We start from the raw sequence: 19211 nt of genomic DNA, 5'->3' as shown, positions 1-19211 counted from the left end.
ATGGCGAGCGCACCCGAGCTGCGGCGGACGATCCTCGTCTGGTGCCCCGACTGGCCCCTCCTCGCGGCCGCCGCCGACGCCGGCCTCGGCGACGAGCACCCCCTGGCCCTCACGGAGGAGAGCCTGGTCTTCGCCTCCTCCCCCGCTGCCCGGGCGGAGGGGGTCCGGCGGGGCATGCGCGTGCGCGAGGCGCAGTCCCGTTGCACGGGTCTCGCCGTCCTCCCGTACGACCCGGTGCTCGACCACCGGGCGTTCGAGCCGCTCATCCAGGCGCTCGAGGAGATCACCCCGGGCGTCCAGCTGATCAGGCCCGGTCTGTGCGCGATCCGCGCCCGCGGTCCGCGCCGCTACTACGGGAGCGAGCAGAGCGCGGCCGAGGCGATCCTGCAGCGGCTGGCCGAGCTGGGTCTCCCCGACGCCCGCATCGGGATCGCCGACGGGCTCTTCGCCTCCGAGCTCGCCGCGAAGCACTCCGGCCGCCCCGTCGCCGTCGTGCCCCCAGGAGCAGCGGCAGGCTTCCTCGCTCCTCTCCCGCTCGACGCCCTCGAGACCGAGTCCGTCGCAGCCCCTGCCCGTGTTCCCCGCCGGGGGGACGACCTGGTGGCGCTCCTGCGCAGACTCGGCGTCCGCACCCTCGGCGCCTTCGCCGCCCTCCCTCGCGAGGACGTCGCCGCCCGGTTCGGACCGGAGGGCGCCCACGCGCACCTCCTCGCCGCCGGTGCGGAGTCGGAGACGGTGGTGCCCCGGCTCCCGCCGGAGCGTCTCGACCGGGCGATGGAGTTCGAGCCCCCTCTGGACCGCATCGACCAGGCCGCCTTCGCCTTCCGCGTCCCCGCGGAGGAGTTCGTCGCCGGGCTCACCCGCGCACAGCTGGTCGCGACCGCCATCCGCATCGAGGTCGTCAGCGAGCGCGGTGAGGTCTCCTCCCGGAGCTGGCTGCACCCGAGATGGTTCACCCCGGGCGACGTGCTCGACCGGGTCCGCTGGCAGCTGCAGGGCAACGGGGAGATCGACAGCGGTCTCGGAGCTCCGATCTCGCGGCTGTGCGTCGAGCCCGAGGCGGTCGACGCGATCGGCAACCACGAGCAGGGTCTCTGGGGCACCGCTCCGGAGGAGCGCGTCCACCACGGGCTGAGCCGGGTGCAGAGCATGCTCGGGCACGAGGCCGTGATGACCGCGTCGATCGGAGGGGGTCGATCCCTCCGCGACCGCCAGCACCTGATCCCCTGGGGCGACCGGGAGCCGGGCGACGCACGGCCGAGGACCCTGCCTTGGCCCGGCTCCCTGCCGCCGCCCCTCCCGCCGACGGTCTTCGCGGAGCCCGCGGCCGTGCTGGTCCGCGGACCGAGGGGCGAACCCGTCGCCGTCGACGAGCGCGGCGCCCTCAGCTCCGTGCCCGCCTACTTCACCCCCGGGACCTCTCAGGCACGCCTGGAGCCCCTCGCCGGATGGGCGGGTCCCTGGCCGATCGACGAGCGCTGGTGGGATCCGAGCACCGCCGTCCGCTACGACCGCTTCCAGGTGGTCGACGCCGCCGGTGTCGCCTGGCTGCTGCTCTGCCTCGACGGGGTCTGGGCAGCAGAGGCCCGCTACGACTGAACCGGAGCATCCCTCCACCACCGCGAACGAGCACCGAAGGAGCCCCGATGGGCTGGAACAACCCGCCGATCCCCTGGTCGGAGTTCGAGCGCCGCCTCTCCAGCGGCAAGCGCGCCGACGGCACGGTCGTCCGGGGCGACGGCGGCGACAGTCCGGCCTGGTCGCACAAGCGCCCCGCCTACGTGGCAGGGGACGACGTCCGGCCGCCGGCTCATCCGGTGCCCTACGCTGAGCTGCACGCCCACTCCCACTTCAGCTTCCTCGACGGGGCGAGCAAGCCGGAGCAGCTGGTCGAGGAGGCGGTCCGGCTTGGCATCGACACTCTCGCGCTCACCGACCACGACGGCCTCTACGGCATCGTGAGGATGGCCGAGGCCGCGCAGGGGCACGCCGTCCGCACGGCCTTCGGAGCCGAGCTCTCGATCGGGCTCACCTCGCCTCAGAACGGGGTCGCCGATCCGGAGGGGACCCACCTGCTCGTCCTCGCGCGCCGCGAGGAGGGCTACCACCGCCTCGCCCGTGCGATCACCACCGCCCAGCTCGCCGGAGCCGAGAAGGGCAAGCCGAGCTACGACCTCGAGGAGCTCGCGCGCGCCGCCGACGGCCACTGGATCGTGCTGACGGGCTGCCGCAAGGGAGCGGTCCGTCAAGCGCTCGCCGCCGCAGGAGTGGCCGCGGCCGAGCAGGAGGTCTGCGAGCTCGTCCGGCTCTTCGGTCCCGCCAACGTCCTCGTGGAGCTGTACGACCATGGGGATCCCCTCGCCTCGCGCGCCAACGACCAGCTGGCGGCGATCGCCGAGAAGCTCCGGCTGCGGACGGTCGCCACCGGGAACGTGCACTACGCCCGGCCGGAGGAGCGCCCCCTCCAGACGGCCCTCGCCGCGGTCAGAGCACGCCGGAGCCTCGACGAGATGGACGGCTGGCTCCCCGCAGCGGGCGGCGCCCACCTGCGCTCCGGCGCCGAGATGGCCGAGCGCTTCGGCCGCTACCCCGGCTCCGTGGAGAACACGGTGCGCGTCGCCGACGAGATCGCCTTCGAGCTCGGCCGAGTCCGGCCCCGGCTGCCGCGCCAGGAGGTCCCCGAGGGGCACACCTCGATGAGCTGGCTGCGCGAGCTCGTGCGCGAGGCCGTGCCGGCCAAGTACCCCCGCGCCGACGCCGACGTCCTCGCGCGCCTCGAGAAGGAGCTCGCGGTGATCGAGCAGAAGGACTTCCCGGGCTACTTCCTGATCGTCCACGACATCGTCCACTACGCCAAGCGGAACGGCATCCTCTGCCAGGGACGCGGCTCGGCCGCCAACTCGGCGGTCTGCTACGTCCTGGGCATCACGGCGGTCGACTCGATCTTCTACGACCTGCCGTTCGAGCGGTTCCTCTCCAGCATCCGCGACGAGGAGCCCGACATCGACGTCGACTTCGACTCGGAGCGACGCGAGGAGGTGATCCAGTACGTCTACCGGAAGTACGGACGTCTGAACGCGGCCCAGGTCGCCAACGTCATCACCTACCGGCCCAAGTTCGCCGTGCGCGACATGGCCAAGGCCCTCGGATACAGCGCCGGGCAGCAGGACGGCTGGTCGAAGCAGGTCGAGCGGTGGGGGTCCGTCACCGAGAGCACCGACCACGACATCCCCGAGGACGTGGTCGCCCTGACCACCCGGGTGCTGGGCACGCCCCGGCACCTGGGCATCCACTCCGGCGGCATGGTGCTGACAGACCGGCCCGTGGGCGAGGTCTGCCCGATCGAGCCCGCCCGGATGGAGGACCGCACCGTCCTGCAGTGGGACAAGGACGACTGCGCCTGGATGGGCCTGGTCAAGTTCGACCTCCTCGGGCTCGGGATGCTCGCCGCCCTGCAGTACACGTTCGACCTCGTCGCCGAGCACGTCGGCGAGAAGTGGGACCTCTCCACCCTTCCCCGGGAGGAGAAAGGCGTCTACGACCAGCTCTGCCGCGCCGATTCGATCGGGGTGTTCCAGGTCGAGAGCCGGGCGCAGATGGGCACCCTCCCCCGGCTGCAGCCGCGCCGCTTCTACGATCTGGTGATCGAGGTAGCGCTCATCCGCCCCGGCCCCATCCAGGGCGGTGCGGTCCACCCCTACATCCGTCGCAAGCTCGGCGAGGAGCCGGTGACGTACCAGCACCCCCTCCTCGTGACGCCGCTCAAGCGCACCCTCGGCGTGCCGCTCTTCCAGGAGCAGCTCATGCAGGTGGCCGTGGCCGTCGGCGACTGCAACGCGGAGGACGCCGACCTGCTGCGCCGGGCGATGGGGTCCAAGCGCGGGACCGAGAAGATCGAGACCCTCCGCGAGCGGCTCTACCAGGGGATGGCCCGCAACGGCATCACGGGCGAGGTCGCGGACGACATCTACCTCCGGATCCAGGCCTTCGCGAACTTCGGCTTCGCCGAGAGCCATGCGATCAGCTTCGCCCTGCTGGTCTACGCGAGCGCCTGGCTCCGCCTGCACTACCCCGCCGCGTTCACCGCCGCGCTGCTGAGGGCGCAGCCCATGGGCTTCTACGCCCCGCACACCCTGGTCGCCGATGCCCGGCGTCACGGAGTGGAGGTCGTCTCGCCCGACGTCAACCGCTCCCTGGCGCCTCCCGGGCTCGAGGCGAAGGAGGACGCCCCCGCACGCCGGAGGAGCGGCGCCGCCTACGGGAGCGACGACTGCCTCCGCGCCGATCAGCCGCCCACGGGACTGTTCGACCGCACCGAGCACTTCCACACGGACGACCACAGGCGCGACAGCGGCTTCGTGATCCGGCTCGGGCTGGCAGGGGTGAAGGGCATCGGCACCGCGCTCGCCGAGCACATCGTCGCCGAGCGCGAACGCGGCGGACCCTACGCGAGCATGGCCGACCTCTCGCGTCGGGTCGGCACGACCGCGGCTCAGCTGGAGGCCCTCGGCGCCGCGGGCGCCTTCGACTCGCTCGGTCTGCAGCGTCGGCAGGCGCTCTGGGAGGCCGGCACCGCCGCAGGCGACCGCGAGGAGTTCCTCGCCGGCTCCACGGTCGTCGTGCAGCCCCCGCTCCTGCCGATGCTCTCCCCTCAGGAGCGCGTGGTCTTCGACTTCTGGGCCACCGGCATCTCGCCCGACGACCATCCGCTGCGCCACCTCCGCGAGGGGCTCGCTCGCCGCGGCGCCCGCTCCTCGGCCGATCTTCCCGGCATCCCCTCGGGGACCCGGATCGAGGTCGGTGGGGTCGTGATCCACCGCCAACGTCCCTCCACAGCCGGTGGAGTGACCTTCCTCAACCTCGAGGACGAGCACGGGATCCTCAACGTGATCTGCTCCGTCGGAGTATGGAACCGCTACCGCCGCGTGGCCCGCGAGGCACCCGCCCTGCTGGTCAGGGGGATCCTCGAGCGCTCCGACGAGGGGGTGACGAACCTCCTCGCCGACAGGTTCGAGACCCTCACGGTCGGCGCTCGCACCACCTCCCGCAACTTCCGATGACCCCTCAGCGGCACCGCCCGCTCGCCCACGAGAAAGCGACACCATGACCACTCTCGACCACGCCGCTCCCGCTCCGCACCTCGATGCGCCGCTCCTGAACGACCGCGAGCTGCGCGAGCGCGTCTCCTCGCTGATCGGACCGGCCTACCGCCGGGCCCTGTGGCCGATCTTCCTCGACCGCGACGGCGTGCAGCTGCCGATCATCTACCCGGTGGACGGGCTCCCCGTGCACCCCGACGAGGAGAAGACCGAGCGGATCGTCGCCACCCTCGCCAAGGCCGTCGCGCACCAGGACGTGGGCTCGCTCGCCTTCGCCCTGGAACGTCCCGGGCGCGCCTTCCTCGGCGAGACCGACCGGGTCCTCGCCCGTCACCTGGCGGCGGCGTGCCACAAGCGGGCCATCCCCCTCCGCGCGCTCCTGCTCGTCCACGACGAGGGAGTGCGGGTCGTGACCGCGACGGAGTACGCCGCGGTCACGCTCTGAGCGCTCGGGCCCGAGGCGGCCGTTCAGGACAGCGGCGGCCGGCCACCTGAACAGCCGGCCGCCACGGAGCTCAGGCGCTCAGCGTCACCAGCAGCGAGGAATTGCCGAGATCCACCTCGGTGTCCCCGGGCTGCACCGCGTACTCCCCGACGCCGAGCAGCGTCTCCGCCACCTCCGGCAGGGCGAGGCGGGCGGCGGACTCGCCGACGTTGATCGCGACGGTCACCCGACCGCGGCCGAGAGTCAGCCAGCGGGCCTCCTCGTCGAACTCCACGCGGAGCGACCCGAAGCGCGGGTCCGTCAGCTCGGGGTAGCGGCGGCGGATCGCCGCCAGCTCGCGGTACACCTCGAGGGTGCGGGCGTGACGCCCCTCCCCGACCTCGGACCAGTCGAGCCGCGAGCGCAGGAACGTCTCCGGGTCCTGCGGGTCGGGCACGACCTCCGGGTCCCAGCCCATCTTCGCGAACTCCTCGATGCGGCCCTTCGCCGTCGCCTCGCCCAGATCCTTCTCCGGGTGCGAGGTGAAGAACTGCCACGGTGTCGACGCCGCCCACTCCTCGCCCATGAACAGCATGGGAGTGAAAGGGCCCAGCAGCGTCAGAGCCGCGGCGATCGCGAGGCGCCCCTCGTCGAGGGTCGCCGTCAGACGGTCGCCGACCGCCCGGTTGCCGATCTGGTCGTGGTTCTGGCTGCAGACCACCAGGCGCCAGGTCGGCATGTGCTCGGTGTCCACCGGACGGCCGTGGTGGCGGCCGCGGAAGGTCGAGAGGGTGCCGTCGTGGAAGAAGCCCCGCGTCAGCACCTTCGCGAGGGCGCCGAGCGGCGCGAAGTCCTCGTAGTAGCCCGTGGTCTCCCCGGTCAGCGCGACGTGGACCGCGTGGTGGAAGTCGTCGCTCCACTGCGCGTCGAGCCCGTAGCCGTGCGCCTCCCGCGGAGTGATCAGCGTCGGGTCGTTGAGGTCGGACTCGGCGATCAGCGTCAGAGGGCGCCCGACGTGGGCCGACAGCACGGCCACCTCGCTCGCCATCTCCTCGAGCACGTGCACGGCCCGCTCGTCCGAGAGGGCGTGCACCGCGTCCAGGCGCAGGGCGTCGACGTGGTAGTCGCGCAGCCACATCAGAGCGTTGTCGATGATGTACCCGCGGACGGTGTCCGAACCCTCGCCGTCGAGGTTGATCGAGCTGCCCCAGGTGTTGGCCTTCTCGTTCTTGAGGTAGGGGCCGAACTCCGGCAGGTAGTTGCCGCTCGGGCCGAGGTGGTTGTAGACGACGTCCTGGACCACGCCGAGGCCGGCACGGTGGGCGGCGTCCACGAAGCGCTGGTACGCCTCGGGTCCGCCGTACGGCTCGTGCACGGCGTACCAGAGGACGCCGTCGTAGCCCCAGTTGTGCGTTCCGTTCACCGCGTTGACCGGCAGCAACTCGATGAAGTCCACGCCGATCGAGCGCAGGTGCTCGAAGCGCTCCGCCGCCGCGTCCAGGGTGCCCTCGGGTGTGAACGTGCCGAGGTGCAGCTCGTAGATGACGGCGCCGGCGAGCTCGCGCCCGGTCCAGGCGGAGTCGCCCCACTCGTGCGCCGAGGGGTCGAACGTGCGCGAGAGCTCGTGCACGCCCTTCGGCTGGCGGCGCGAGCGGGGGTCCGGCAGCGGACCACTGCCGTCCACCCGGTACCCGTAGTCGACCTCGCCGGTGGCCGGGGCCGACGCGGGCGCCCGCCACCATCCGTCGTCTCCGTGGCGGGTCATCGTCAGCGACGAGTCGTCGCCGAGGAGGAGCTCGACCGTCGAGGCCTCGGGGGCCCAGACGTCGAACCGCTCGGGCCCGGTCGTCGGGAGTGCGTAGCGGTAGGGAGTCGTGCTGATCACTGCTGTCTCCAGGAGGGGTCGGATCGGTCTGCGGTGCGGTGCGGAACCGGTCAGGAGACCGGGGCGAGCAGTGCCACGGGGTAGTCGGCGAGGATCTCGGCGACCGGAGTCACTCCTCCCGCGAAGGTGCGGCCGGTGAGGACGTCCTCCATCGGGTGCCCGGGCAGGACCACGACCGTGCCGTTCCACCCGCCCGAAGCGGCGAGGCCCTCGGGGAGCCGGGTCGCGACGGTCAGCGCGCCGCCGCGGTCGAAGGCGATCGCGTGCTCGGCGGCGGGCCCGATCGCGGGGACGGCGGCGTAGCGGGTGAACAGCTCGGGGCGGTCGCGGCGGAGCCGGAGGGCGCGCGAGGTGACGAGGAGCTTCGCGGCTCCCTCGGCGTCGATCGCGGGCTTCCAGCCGCCGTCGATCCGCTCCAGCAGCGCTCGACGCTGCCCGAAGTCGACCTCGCGGCGGTTGTCCGGGTCGACGAGGGAGGTCTCCCAGAGCTCGCTGCCCTGGTAGACGTCCGGGATGCCCGGGGCGGTGATCTGCACGAGCTTCGCGGCGAGGCCGTTCGACCAGCCGGCGGCCGACACCCGCTCGACGGTCTGCTCGACCAGCCGGCGGACGGCGGGCTCGTCGAACGCCGCGTCGATCGCCGCGTGCATCCGCTTCTCGAACTGCTCGTCAGGAGCGGTCCAGTGCGTCGAGTCGTCGGCCTCGCGCGACGCCTTCTCGGCGTAGGCGTGCAGGCGCTCGCGGCTCGCGGGCCAGGTCCCCACGACGGCCTCCCAGAGCAGGTGCTCGATCGGGCCGTCGCCGAAGCCGACGAGGGCGTGGAGCTCGCGGAGCGTCGCCGCCCACGCCTCCGGGTCCTCGGCCAGTGCGGTGATGCGGGCACGGGTGTCCTCGCCGCGCTTCGTGTCGTGGGTCGAGAGCGTGGTGAGCGAGGCGGGGAACGAGGCCTGGCGCACGGCCTGGCGGCGGTGGAACTCGACCAGGTCGATCGCGAACTCGTCCGGGTCCGCTCCGACCTCGTTCAGCGAGGTGAGGCGGCTGAAGCGGTAGAACGCCGTGTCCTCGACGCCCTTCGCCATCACCATGCCGGAGGTCTGCTGGAAGCGCACGGACACCGGCGTGCCGGTCTCGCCGAGCGCCGCGGCGACCTCGTCGATGGTCGCGCGGATCTCGGGACGGCGGCGCACGGCGTCGACGCGGGCGTGCTCGAGGTGCTCCGCTCCGTAGGGGAGGTAGCTGCGGTAGACCGGGTAGGTCGCCAGGAGCTCCGCCAGCGCGTCGTCCGCTCCCTCGATGCCGGGGATCAGGCGGGCCAGCCGCAGGACCTCGGAGCGGAGGATGCCGTCGGCGATGCCGCGCTTGGTGTCGTGGATGAGGTCGGCCCACTGCAGCGGGGCGCCCTTCCCCGTGAGCTCGGCGTCGAGGCCCTCCAGCACGGGGCGGGCGTCGGGGTCGACCAGGATGCGGTCGACGTCGGCCAGGGCGTCGTAGCCCGTGGTGCCGACGGTCGCCCAGTGCGGCGGGAGCTCCTCGTCGCCCTCGAGGATCTTCTCGACCCAGACCGGGGCGCCGCCGATCGCGCGGGCCAGGTCGTCGAGGTATCCGCCCGGGTCGGCCAGGCCGTCCGGGTGGTCGACGCGCAGGCCGTCAGCGAGCCCCTCGGTGAACCAGCGGACGATCTCGGCGTGCGAGGCGTCGAACACCTCGGGCCGCTCGACCGTGATGGCGGCGAGGGTGTTCACCGCGAAGAAGCGGCGGTAGTTCAGCTCGGCGTCGGCGCGGCGCCAGTTCACGAGCTCGTAGCTCTGGCGCTCGTGCACCGTGCGGCCGGAGTCGCCGGGCTCAGCGGTGCCGGGCGCGATCGGCAGGCGGTTCTCGTAGTAGTGCAGCTCGTCGCCGACGACCTCGAGCGCGTCGAGCTCGCTGTCGCTGTCTCCCTCGCTCGCACCGTCGCCGAGGATCGGCACGCGCAGCTTCCCGCCCCCCGCCTCCCAGTCGATGTCGAAGGCGGTGGCGTAGCGGGAGGACTTCCCGTTCCTCAGCAGGTCCCACCACCACGAGTTCTCGCTCGGGGTCGCCACGCCCATGTGGTTGGGGACGATGTCGATGAGGACGCCGAGGCCCTCCGCCCGCGCCGCGGCCGAGGCGGTCGCCAGGCCGGCCGCGCCACCGCGGTCGGGATCGACCTCGGTGTGGTCCACCACGTCGTAGCCGTGGTCCGAGCCGGGCTCGGCCTTCAGCAGCGGCGAGAAGTACAGCCAGTCCGCTCCGAGCGCGCGCACGTAGTCGGCGACGCGGGCGGCGTCGTCGAGGTCGAACGCCGACCGGATCTGGAGGCGGTAGGTGGAGGCGGGCAGACGCACGTCAGGCTCCTGTCGAGGGTGCGGTCGCGGAGTCGGTCGACTCGGCGTGGGGGCTGGTGGGTCCCGTCGAGGAGACGATCGGGATGGCCGAGGTGGCGGCCAGGGACGCGAGCGAGGCGGCGACCGAGTGGTCGACCTCGGGCTCGGGGGTGCTGTGCTCCTGGAGGATGACGAGCGACTTCGCCTGGACGGTGAGCATCGCCCCCGCCGGACGCGGGATCGAGTCCGCCTCGGCGCCGGCGGTGTCGACGAGGACGCTCCACTCGAGCGCGTACTCGTCGCTCGGGATCGCGAACTCGACGTCGACGTCGTCGGCGTTGAAGTACAGGAGGAAGCTGTCGTCGGTGACGGGGCGTCCGCGCTGGTCGCGCTCGCGGATCCCGTTGCCGTTGAGGTAGATGCCCACCGATCGGCCGAGACCGGAGTCCCAGTCGGACGGGGACATCTCGGTGCCGGCAGCGGTGAACCAGACGATGTCGGGCAGGGGCTCGCCGTCGCCGCGCAGGACGGGGCGGCCGTCGAAGAAGCGCATGCGGCGGAAGGTCGGGTGCTCGGCGCGCAGGCGGATGAGCGCCGCGGTGAACTCGAGCAGCGGCCGGTCGGCGTGGGCCCAGTCGATCCAGGTCAGCTCGCTGTCCTGGGCGTAGGTGTTGTTGTTGCCGTTCTGGGTCCGACCCAGCTCGTCGCCGTGGAGGATCATCGGGACGCCCTGGGAGATCAGCATCGTCGCGAGGAAGTTCCGCTGCTGGCGCGCTCGGAGCGCGAGCACCCGCGGGTCGTCCGTGGGCCCCTCCACGCCGTGGTTCCAGGAGCGGTTGTGCGACTCCCCGTCGTTGCCGTCCTCGCCGTTGGCGTCGTTGTGCTTCTCGTTGTACGAGACCAGGTCCCGGAGGGTGAAGCCGTCGTGCGCCGTGACGAAGTTGATCGAGGCGACCGGGTAGCGGCCCGAGTGCGCGTACAGGTCGGCCGAGCCGGTGAGGCGCGAGGCGAACTCCCCCAGCGTCGACGGCTCGCCGCGCCAGAAGTCGCGGACCGTGTCGCGGTACTTGCCGTTCCACTCCGTCCACTGGGGCGGGAAGTTTCCCACCTGGTAGCCGCCGGGCCCGACGTCCCACGGCTCGGCGATCAGCTTCACCTGAGAGACCACCGGGTCCTGCTGGACGAGCTCGAAGAAGGTGGAGAGCCGGTCGACGTCGTAGAACTCGCGTGCCAGCGCCGAGGCGAGGTCGAAGCGGAAGCCGTCGACGCGCATCTCCGTCACCCAGTAGCGCAGCGAGTCCATGATGAGCTGGAGCGAGTGCGGGTGGCGCACGTTCAGGGTGTTCCCGGTGCCGGTGTAGTCCATGTAGTAGCGCTTGTCGTCGTCGACGAGGCGGTAGTAGGCCTCGTTGTCGATGCCGCGGAACGACAGGGTGGGGCCGAGGTGGTTGCCCTCCGCCGTGTGGTTGTAGACCACGTCGAGGATGACTTCGATGCCGGCCGCGTGGAGCGCCTTCACCATGCTCTTGAACTCCTGGACCTGCTGGCCCTGGTCGCCCGTGGAGGAGTAGGTGTTCTGCGGTGCGAAGAAGCCGATCGTGTTGTAGCCCCAGTAGTTCGAGAGGCCCTTGTCCATCAGCGTGGAGTCGTTCACGAACTGGTGCACGGGCATGAGCTCGATCGCCGAGACGCCCAGGTGCTTGAGGTGGTCGATCACCGCGGGGTGGGCGACTCCGGCGTAGGTGCCGCGGAGCTCCTCCGGCACGTCGGGGTGCGTCTTGGTGAGCCCCTTCACGTGCGCCTCGTAGATCACGGTGCTGTCGTAGGAGGTGCGCGGGCGGCGGTCACCGGCCCAGTCGAAGAAGGGGTTGATGACGACGCCCATCATCATGTGCGGCGCCGAGTCCTCGTCGTTCGTCGAGTCCGGGTCGCCGAAGGTGTACGAGAAGAGGGACTGGTCCCAGTCGATCTCCCCCGAGATCGCCTTCGCGTAGGGGTCCAGCAGCAGCTTGTTCGGGTTGCAGCGGTGGCCGGCATCGGGGTCGTACGGTCCGTGGATGCGGAAGCCGTAGCGCTGGCCCGGCTGGACCTGCGGGAGGTAGCAGTGCCAGACGTAGGCGTCCGACTCCTGGATCTCGACGCGCGTCTCTGTGCCGTCCTCCTCGAAGAGGCACAGCTCGACGCGCTCGGCGATCTCGCTGAACAGGGCGAAGTTCGTGCCGCTTCCGTCGAACGTCGCGCCCAACGGGTAGGCGGTTCCGGGCCAGGTCTCCACGAGACTCCTCAGGGGATTGTTCTCGGGCAGTCCGGGAGACGCCGATGTGCGGTCTGCGGATGCCCGACGTCGGGGGTGATGGTCCGTCACTTCCGCGACGGACCGACTGCTCAGCTTAGCGAGCGTGTCTCGAGCATTCCCCTGACGGTCAGCGCTCATCGCGCGGTCCTCCTCCGGTGGTCACGACCGGCGGCCGGAACCGCCGTCCGGTTCGTCCTGCGGGCGCGTGAGCGGGCAGGTCGTTCCGGTGGGTCACGCTCGAACAGTACGGTCGCGCCCGGTCCGCCGGGGAGGGCTGGCGCCGCGCCGGGTGCATCGGCTAGAACGCGCCGGAGGGGCTGTCCGGCCCACGCGGAGGGGCCGGCCGGGCTGGGCGGGAGCAGCGATCGGCTCCGTCGTCGAGAGCGCGGCGCCACTCACCGGGGCGCCGCACCGCGATCAGTGCGAGCCGAGCCTGCGCCGCAGGAGGTCGATCCGCGCCTGCAGCTGGGTCACGCTCGCCTGCGCCACCGCGGGTCCGCCGCAGAGCCGGCGCAGCTCGGTGTGCACCTGGCCGTGCGACTCCCCCGTCCCCCGCGCCCACAGGCCGACCAGGGAGTTGAGCAGGCTGCGCTGCTCCTTGAGCGTGCGGTAGAGCGGCGCCGGGATCTCGCTCGCCGGCTCGGCCGGGGCCGCCGCCCCCGCGCGGCTGCCGGCGCGCTTGGCCTGCCGCTGCTGCCGGTGCTGGAGCAGCTCCCGCACCTGGTCGGGCTCGAGGAGCCCCGGCAGGCCGATGAAGTCGAGCTCCTCCTCGCTCTCGACCTCGACCTCCATCCCGAACTCGGCGCCCTCGTAGACGACGCGGTCGAAGGTGGCGGCCGAGCCGATCGACTCGAAGCGGCCCTCCTCCAGGAGATCCGAGGACGCCTTGTCGCTGCGCTCGGCGTCGGCCATCAGATCGGCCTCGGGGTACTCCTCGTCGTCGGAGGTCCTGCGGTCGAGGGCGTGATCGCGCTGCAGCTCCATCGAGCCCGCCAGCGCGAGCAGGCCGGGCACGTTCGGGAGGAACACCGAGGCGGTCTCGCCGCGGCGCCGCGCGCGCACGAAGCGGCCGATCGCCTGGGCGAAGAACAGCGGAGTCGACGCCGATGTCGCGTAGACGCCGACGGCGAGCCTCGGCACGTCGACGCCCTCGGAGACCATGCGGACCGCGACCATCCAGCGACTGGTGTCCTTCGCGAACTCCTCGATCCGGTCGCTCGCCTCCTTCTCGTCGGAGAGCACGACGGTGACGGTCTCGCCGCTGATCTCGCGGAGCATCGCGGCGTAGGCGCGCGCGGTGTAGTGGTCGGTCGCGATGACCAGGCCGCCGGCGTCGGGCACGGCGCGCCGCACCTCGGTGAGGCGGGTGTTGGCGGCGCGGAGGACCGAGGGGATCCAGTCGCCCTTCGGGTCCAGCGCGGTCCGCCAGGCCTGCGAGGTGATGTCCTTGGTGTTGCCCTCGCCGAGCCGCGCCTCCATCTCGTCGCCGGCCTTCGACTTCCAGCGCATCTGCCCGGCGTAGACCATGAACAGCACCGGCCGGACGACGCCGTCCGCGAGCGCGCGGCCGTAGCCGTAGGCGTAGTCGGTGAGCGAGGTGCGGATGCCCTCCTCGTCCGGCAGGTAGCTGACGAACGGGATCGCCGCCGTGTCCGAGCGGAACGGCGTCCCGGTCAGCGAGAGCCGGCGGACCGCGGGCTCGAAGGCCTCGCGCACCGCGTCGCCCCAGCTGAGCGCGTCGCCGGCGTGGTGCACCTCGTCGAGGATGACGAGGGTGCGCCCGGACAGGGTAAGCTCGCGGTGGAGCTCGGCGCGGACGGCGACCTGCGCGTAGGTGACGGCGACGCCGTGGTAGTGGCGGGCGTGGCGGCCCATGCGGTTGGTGAAGGTCGGGTCCAGGCGGATGCCGACGCGGTGCGCGGCCTCGGCCCACTGGCGCTTGAGGTGCTCCGTCGGCGCGACCACGGTGATCCGGTCGACCGTGCGGTTGTGCAGCAGCTCGGCGGCCAGCCGCAGCGCGAAGGTGGTCTTGCCCGCACCCGGGGTCGCGGCGGCCAGGAAGTCGCGCGGCTCGTGCTGGAAGTAGGCCTCGAGCGCCTCCGCCTGCCAGGCGCGGAGCTTGTTCGCGGTACCCCACGGCGCCCTGCCCGGGAACGACGGGGACAGGTGCTCAGCGGCGGAGGTGCCGACCTGATGACCGAAGCTCGAGGGACTGTTCACGTGGACCGAATCTAGCCGACGCCTCCGACAGCGGCTCGGTCTCCGCGGCCCGCCGGGAGGCGCACGGCGTGTCGCGCCGTGCCACCGGCGGCCGGGTGCGGAGCATGATGGAGGGATGGTCGAGCAGCGTCATCCGTGGTCCCGCTACGTCGCCCTGGGCGACTCCTTCACCGAGGGGATCGGCGATCCCGAGCCCGGCAGCCCCGGCGGGCACCGCGGCTGGGCGGACCGCGTGGCGGAGGTCCTGGGCAGCCAGAACGAGGACTTCGCCTACGCCAACCTGGCGGTCCGCGGCCGCCTCCTGCAGCAGATCGTCGACGAGCAGGTCGAGCCCGCCCTGGAGCTGCGCCCCGACCTCATCACCATCTCCGCGGGCGGGAACGACGTCATCCGCCCGGGGACCGACCCCGACGACATCGCGTCCCGCTTCGAGTCGGGCCTCGCCCGGCTCCGCTCCGACGGGGCGACCGTCGTCCTCTTCACCGGAGTGGACGTGGGCTTCTCCCCCGTGTTCGGGCGGATCCGCGGGAAGGTCGCGATCTACAACGAGAACCTGCGGGCGCTGGCCAAGCGGTACGACTGCATCGTCGCCGACCAGTGGTCCCTCCAGGAGATCCAGGACGTGCGGATGTGGGCGCCGGACCGCCTGCACCTCAACCCGCACGGCCACCACGAGGTCGCGCGCATGGTCCTCGAGTCGCTGAACGTCGAGAACGACCTGCGCCCCCTCGCCCCGGAGCCGCTGCACGCCCGCACGTGGCGTGCCGCCCGCACGGAGGACATCCAGTGGGCGCGGGAGTACCTCGTGCCGTGGGTGCTGCGCCGCGTCCGCCACCAGTCCTCCGGCGACTTCATCACCGCCAAGCGGCCCTCCGCCGAGCGCTGGAGCACCGATGCCACGGCCTCGGAGCCGGGATCGGTCGTGCCGGGCAACGCGACGCCGGAGGAGGTCGCCGAGGACATCGCGACCGCCGGCGTGCGGATCGTCGGCGACCGGGCCGCGGATCCCCTGGCCTGATCCGCTCCCGGGAGGCGGCGGCTCGCCCCGCGCTCAGCCGAACAGCTCGGCCGGGTGGCCGAGGCGCCAGGCGAAGCCCGGGTCCTCGATCGACCCGTCGGCGACGAGGGGAAGCTCGTACGGGGTGCCGTTGACGTCGACGGTCGCGGTCCCCACGCGCTCGCCGTCGGCGACGGTCTCGAGCGGATCGAGGGCGACCGTGGTCGACGTCGAGACCGCACCCCACACCAGCACGGACCGCGCCTCCGCGGTCTCGGCCGTCGCCGTCTCCCCCCAGGCGCTCGTGAGGGTGCCGTAGTCCTGGCCCTCGACGGTCAGCGGGACGGTCCGGAAGCCCGCCTCGACGGTCGGGACGAGGGTCAGCACGTCCGCGGCGAGCTGCGGGTGCGTGCGCGCGCCCACCACCACGCCGACGAGGGTGACCGGCCGGCCCTCGACGGTCGCGTCGAGCGAGAACAGCAGGCACGAGCCCGCCTCGTCGGTCGTCCCCGTCTTGATACCGTCCACTCCCGAGCGGCCGAGGAGCGAGTTGGTGTTGTCGACCTCGCCGACCCCCGGGATGACCGCGGTCGGCGTCGCGACGATCGGAGCGAGCACCGGGTCCGCGATCAGCAGCTCGCCCAGGCGCACCATCTCGGCCGTCGTGCTGACCGTCGCCGGCGAGAGCCCGCTGGTGTCGGCGAGGGAGGTCCGCTCGAGCCCCTGCCCGTCCAGCCAGCCGCGCGCCGCGGCGAGGAAGGCGTCCTCCGAGCCGTACGCCCAGATCGCGAGGGACTTCGCGTAGTTGTTCGCGGACGGGAGCATCATGGCGGTCAGCGCCTCCCGCTCGGTCAGCTGCAGACCCGCGGTGACCGGAGCGTTCGAGCCGTTCTCGGCCAGGGTGTCGTTGTAGTACTGCACGTCCGCGCTCGTGAAGGTGATGGTCTCCCCGTCCGTCCCCTCTGCGATCGGCTTCGCCGCGAGGACGACGAGAGCGGTGACGACCTTGGCGATGCTCCCCGTCGGCACGGTTCCGGTGGAGCCGTAGCGGGCGAGCAGCCCGTCCTCCTCCGTCCCGTCGATGCCCACGGCCGCCACGGCGCCGGAGCCGTAGGCCGGCCAGGCCGGAGCGGGCGCGTCGACGGTGCTCGAGACGGGGTCCACCGCGACGGCGCTCGCCGTCGGCAGCTCCGCGGTCGCCGCGTTGGTCGCGTAGGCACCGCCTCCACCGACCAGCACGGTCGCAGCGACGAGACCGGCGACGACCGCCCCGCGCCGTCGACGCGGTCGCGGCTCCGGCGCGGCGGGCTCCCCGAACAGGTCGAGGGCGTCGTCGGATCGGGTCGGGGAGGTCACCCCGTCATCGTACGGGCGGGCCTCTCCCCCGTCCCGGACGCCGCCCCGTCGTCGGGCGCGGCGGGTGACGCGCGGCACCGACCCCGATCCAGCGGCGGGAGCGTCAGCAGCAGGTCACCGCGGGGCCGCCGAGCGCCGGAGCCGGGCGGTCAGCGCCCGCGGGTCAGCGCCCACAGTGCGACGGCGCTCGCCGAGGCCACGTTGAGCGAGTCGACGCCGTGCAGCATCGGGATGGTGACGACGGTGTCCGAGGCGTCCAGCGCCGCGCGGCTGAGCCCGTCCCCCTCGGCGCCCAGGACGATCGCGACGCGCTCGGGGCGAGCCGCCGCGTACTCGTCGAGCGGCACCGCGTCCGGAGCGAGCGCCAGCGCGGCGACCGAGAACCCGGCCTCCTCCAGAGCGCGGCGAGCCGGTGCCCACTCGGGGGTGCGCGTCCACGGCACCTGCAGGACCGTGCCCATGCTCACCCGGACGCTGCGCCGGTACAGGGGGTCCGCGCAGCGCGGCGTCACGAGCACCGCGTCCGCGCCCATGCCGGCCGCGGCGCGGAAGACGGCGCCGACGTTCGTGTGGTCGACCAGGTCCTCCAGGATCACGACGAGGCGCGCGCCCTCCAGCAGCTCGGCCATCGGCCGCAGCGGCGGACGGTGCATCGAGGCGAGCGCTCCGCGGTGGAGGTGGAACCCGGTCAGCTCCTCGATCAGCGGATCCGGCGCCACGAAGACCGGCACCTCGGGATGACGCTCGAGCACCCCGGCCGCGTCCGGCAGCCGCTTCTCCTGCACCAGGACCGAGCGGGGACGGTGCCCGGCGTCGAGCGCCCGCTCGATCACCTTGGCGGACTCAGCGATGTACAGACCGCCCTCCGGCTCCAGCACCCGCCGCAGCGCCACGTCGGTGAGGCGGTGGTAGTCGGCGAGGAGCGGGTGGTCGAGGTCGGTGATGTGCACGATCGGCATCCCGGCAATCTAGGGCACGGCGCGGACTAAACTCGTCGGGGGCCGCTCGAACGGCCCTCGAAGGAGGCGCGGATGGAGTCGAGTCCGACACCGGTCGCCGAGGGCCCCGAGGCGCTCGCGGTCGAGCAGGCCGTCGAACTCCTCAGCGGGCGCCGCATCGCCGCCGTCACCGGCGCGGGCATGAGCACCGACTCGGGCATCCCCGACTACCGCGGAGCCGGGGCACCGGTGCGCAGCCCGATGACCTACTCCCAGTTCGTCGCCGATCCCGACTACCGCCGCCGGTACTGGGCCGGCAGCCAGCTCGGCTGGCGCCGCTTCACCAGCACGCTCCCCAACGACGGCCACCGGGCCCTGGCCCGGCTCGAGGAGCGCGGCCTGCTCACGGGCGTCGTCACCCAGAACGTCGACGGCCTGCACGTCCGGGCCGGCTCGCGCCGCGTCGTGGATCTGCACGGCTCGGCGGACCGTGTGCGCTGCATGACCTGCGGCCAGTACTTCGCCCGCGACGCGGTGGCCGAGCGGATCGAGGCGCTCAACCCCTGGCTCGACGACCCCGACGTCTCCTCCCTCAACCCCGACGGCGACGCCGAGGTCCACGACGTCTCGGCGATGACCGTCCCCGAGTGCACGGTCTGCGGCGGGATCCTGAAGCCGGACATCGTCTTCTTCGGCGAGTTCATCCCGACCGAGCGGTTCGAGGAGGCGCGCGCCATCGTCGCGGGCGCCGACGCCCTGCTCGTCGCCGGCTCGTCGCTCGTGGTCAACTCCGGCATCCGCTTCCTCGAGATCGCCCGGCGCGCCCGGATGCCGATCGTGATCGTCAACCGCGGCACCACCAAGGGCGACTCGCGGGCAAGCATCAAGATCGACGGAGGCACCAGCGAGGTGCTCCGCGAGCTCGCCGAGCGCCTGCCCGCGCGCCGCACCGCCGCCCTCTGAGCTCCCGCCCGCTCCGCACCCGACCTCCCGAGAGGCCCCTGTGACCCAGCTCACCCTCGTCCGCCACGGCCAGACCGACTGGAACGCCGCCCGGCGCATCCAGGGCAGGAGCGACATCCCGCTCAACGCGACCGGGCGCGCCCAGGCGCGGGCGGCGGCGCGGCTGCTCGCCGACCGGCGCTTCGACGCGGTGGTCGCCAGTCCGCTGCAGCGCGCCTTCGACACCGGAGCGATCATCGCGCGCGGTCTCGGACTCGTCGAGCCGCTGGCGGTGCCGGGCCTGGCCGAGCGCGCCTACGGCGAGGCGGAGGGGATGACCGGTCCCGAGCTCGCCGAGCGCTTCCCCGGAGGCATCGAGCGCGCGCCGATCCCCGGCTGCGAGACCCGCGCCGAGGTCGTCGAGCGGGCGACCGCCGCGCTGCTCGAGGTGGCCGAGCGCTTCCCCGACGCGTCCGTCGTCGTCGCCACGCACGGTGCGGTCATCGGCAGCCTGATCCGCGCGCTCAGCAGCGAGGACCTCCCTGTGCACGGCGTCTCGGTCGGCAACGGCTCCCGGCACGACTTCGCGATCGTCGACGGGGCACTGCGCATCGTCGGCGTCGACGACTCCGGCGACGTGGTCGTGGCGGACGTCGACCTCGACGACGTGCTCAGCCCGGCCCCGGGAGCCTGACGGCCCGCCTCCCGGAGG

General features: G+C 72.7%; 12 protein-coding genes. 6 read left to right on the top strand and 6 right to left on the bottom strand.

All coding sequences use genetic code 11. The features are described 5' to 3' along the window. The 3 genes from C5C95_RS09790 to C5C95_RS09780 are packed head-to-tail and all read left to right on the top strand — an operon-like array spanning position 1 to position 5544. A complete protein-coding gene (locus tag C5C95_RS09790) occupies positions 1-1599 on the top strand; it encodes a DNA polymerase Y family protein (protein WP_104324330.1) in 1599 nt (532 codons plus the stop codon). Positions 1600-1646: 47 nt separating this feature from the next. Further along, positions 1647-5060 (top strand): error-prone DNA polymerase, encoded by a 3414-nt coding sequence (locus C5C95_RS09785; RefSeq protein ID WP_104324329.1) that lies wholly within the window; start codon positions 1647-1649, stop codon positions 5058-5060. Between the two features lie 43 nt (positions 5061-5103). Beyond that, a complete protein-coding gene (locus C5C95_RS09780; RefSeq protein WP_104324328.1) occupies positions 5104-5544 on the top strand; it encodes a hypothetical protein in 441 nt (146 codons plus the stop codon). A gap of 70 nt (positions 5545-5614) precedes the next feature. On the opposite strand, the gene treZ is transcribed toward C5C95_RS09780, so the two are convergent. The 4 genes from treZ to C5C95_RS09760 form a co-directional block, all read right to left on the bottom strand. After that, positions 5615-7408, bottom strand: coding sequence for a malto-oligosyltrehalose trehalohydrolase (treZ, locus tag C5C95_RS09775; RefSeq protein ID WP_258072651.1), 1794 nt, complete (start codon positions 7406-7408; stop codon positions 5615-5617). Between the two features lie 50 nt (positions 7409-7458). Further along, the gene (gene treY / locus C5C95_RS09770; protein ID WP_104324327.1) at positions 7459-9771 is read right to left on the bottom strand and encodes a malto-oligosyltrehalose synthase; all 2313 of its coding nucleotides are present in this window, start codon (positions 9769-9771) and stop codon (positions 7459-7461) included. 1 nt (position 9772) lies between these two features. Further along, complete coding sequence (gene glgX, locus C5C95_RS09765) at positions 9773-12025, bottom strand: glycogen debranching protein GlgX (protein WP_104237465.1); 2253 nt, start codon at positions 12023-12025, stop codon at positions 9773-9775. A 438-nt stretch (positions 12026-12463) separates the two neighbouring features. Beyond that, positions 12464-14266 carry a DEAD/DEAH box helicase gene (locus C5C95_RS09760; RefSeq protein ID WP_104237466.1) on the bottom strand — a complete coding sequence of 601 codons (1803 nt, stop codon included), beginning with the start codon at positions 14264-14266 and terminating at the stop codon, positions 12464-12466. Positions 14267-14381: 115 nt separating this feature from the next. Between C5C95_RS09760 and C5C95_RS09755 the strand changes: the two genes are divergently transcribed. Further along, a complete protein-coding gene (locus C5C95_RS09755) occupies positions 14382-15284 on the top strand; it encodes an SGNH/GDSL hydrolase family protein (protein ID WP_104324326.1) in 903 nt (300 codons plus the stop codon). 33 nt (positions 15285-15317) lie between these two features. Here the strand turns inward: C5C95_RS09755 and C5C95_RS09750 are convergent, their stop codons facing one another. Both C5C95_RS09750 and C5C95_RS09745 read right to left on the bottom strand, forming a co-directional pair. Next, a complete protein-coding gene (locus tag C5C95_RS09750; RefSeq protein ID WP_104287901.1) occupies positions 15318-16619 on the bottom strand; it encodes a D-alanyl-D-alanine carboxypeptidase family protein in 1302 nt (433 codons plus the stop codon). Positions 16620-16768: 149 nt separating this feature from the next. Beyond that, a complete protein-coding gene (locus tag C5C95_RS09745) occupies positions 16769-17578 on the bottom strand; it encodes an RNA methyltransferase (RefSeq protein WP_104232619.1) in 810 nt (269 codons plus the stop codon). A gap of 72 nt (positions 17579-17650) precedes the next feature. Between C5C95_RS09745 and C5C95_RS09740 the strand changes: the two genes are divergently transcribed. Together C5C95_RS09740 and C5C95_RS09735 are read left to right on the top strand one after the other, a co-directional pair. Next, positions 17651-18520, top strand: a complete 870-nt coding sequence (locus C5C95_RS09740) for a Sir2 family NAD-dependent protein deacetylase (protein ID WP_104250355.1) — start codon at positions 17651-17653, stop codon at positions 18518-18520. 40 nt (positions 18521-18560) lie between these two features. After that, on the top strand, positions 18561-19193 hold the full coding sequence (locus C5C95_RS09735; protein WP_104324324.1) for a histidine phosphatase family protein: 633 nt from the start codon (positions 18561-18563) through the stop codon (positions 19191-19193). The last annotated feature ends 18 nt before the right edge of the window (positions 19194-19211 follow it).

It is taken from the genome of Rathayibacter sp. AY1B7, from assembly GCF_002932735.1.
Taxonomy (GTDB): Bacteria; Actinomycetota; Actinomycetes; order Actinomycetales; family Microbacteriaceae; genus Rathayibacter.
This window is presented reverse-complemented; position numbering and strand designations above follow the sequence as displayed.

Coding starts and splice junctions, on each gene's coding strand:
- C5C95_RS09790 (WP_104324330.1), top strand. CDS start 1: ATGGCGAGCGCACCCGAGCTGCGGCGGACGATCCTCGTCTGGTGCCCC.
- C5C95_RS09785 (WP_104324329.1), top strand. CDS start 1,647: ATGGGCTGGAACAACCCGCCGATCCCCTGGTCGGAGTTCGAGCGCCGC.
- C5C95_RS09780 (WP_104324328.1), top strand. CDS start 5,104: ATGACCACTCTCGACCACGCCGCTCCCGCTCCGCACCTCGATGCGCCG.
- C5C95_RS09755 (WP_104324326.1), top strand. CDS start 14,382: ATGGTCGAGCAGCGTCATCCGTGGTCCCGCTACGTCGCCCTGGGCGAC.
- C5C95_RS09745 (WP_104232619.1), bottom strand. CDS start 17,578: ATGCCGATCGTGCACATCACCGACCTCGACCACCCGCTCCTCGCCGAC.
- C5C95_RS09740 (WP_104250355.1), top strand. CDS start 17,651: ATGGAGTCGAGTCCGACACCGGTCGCCGAGGGCCCCGAGGCGCTCGCG.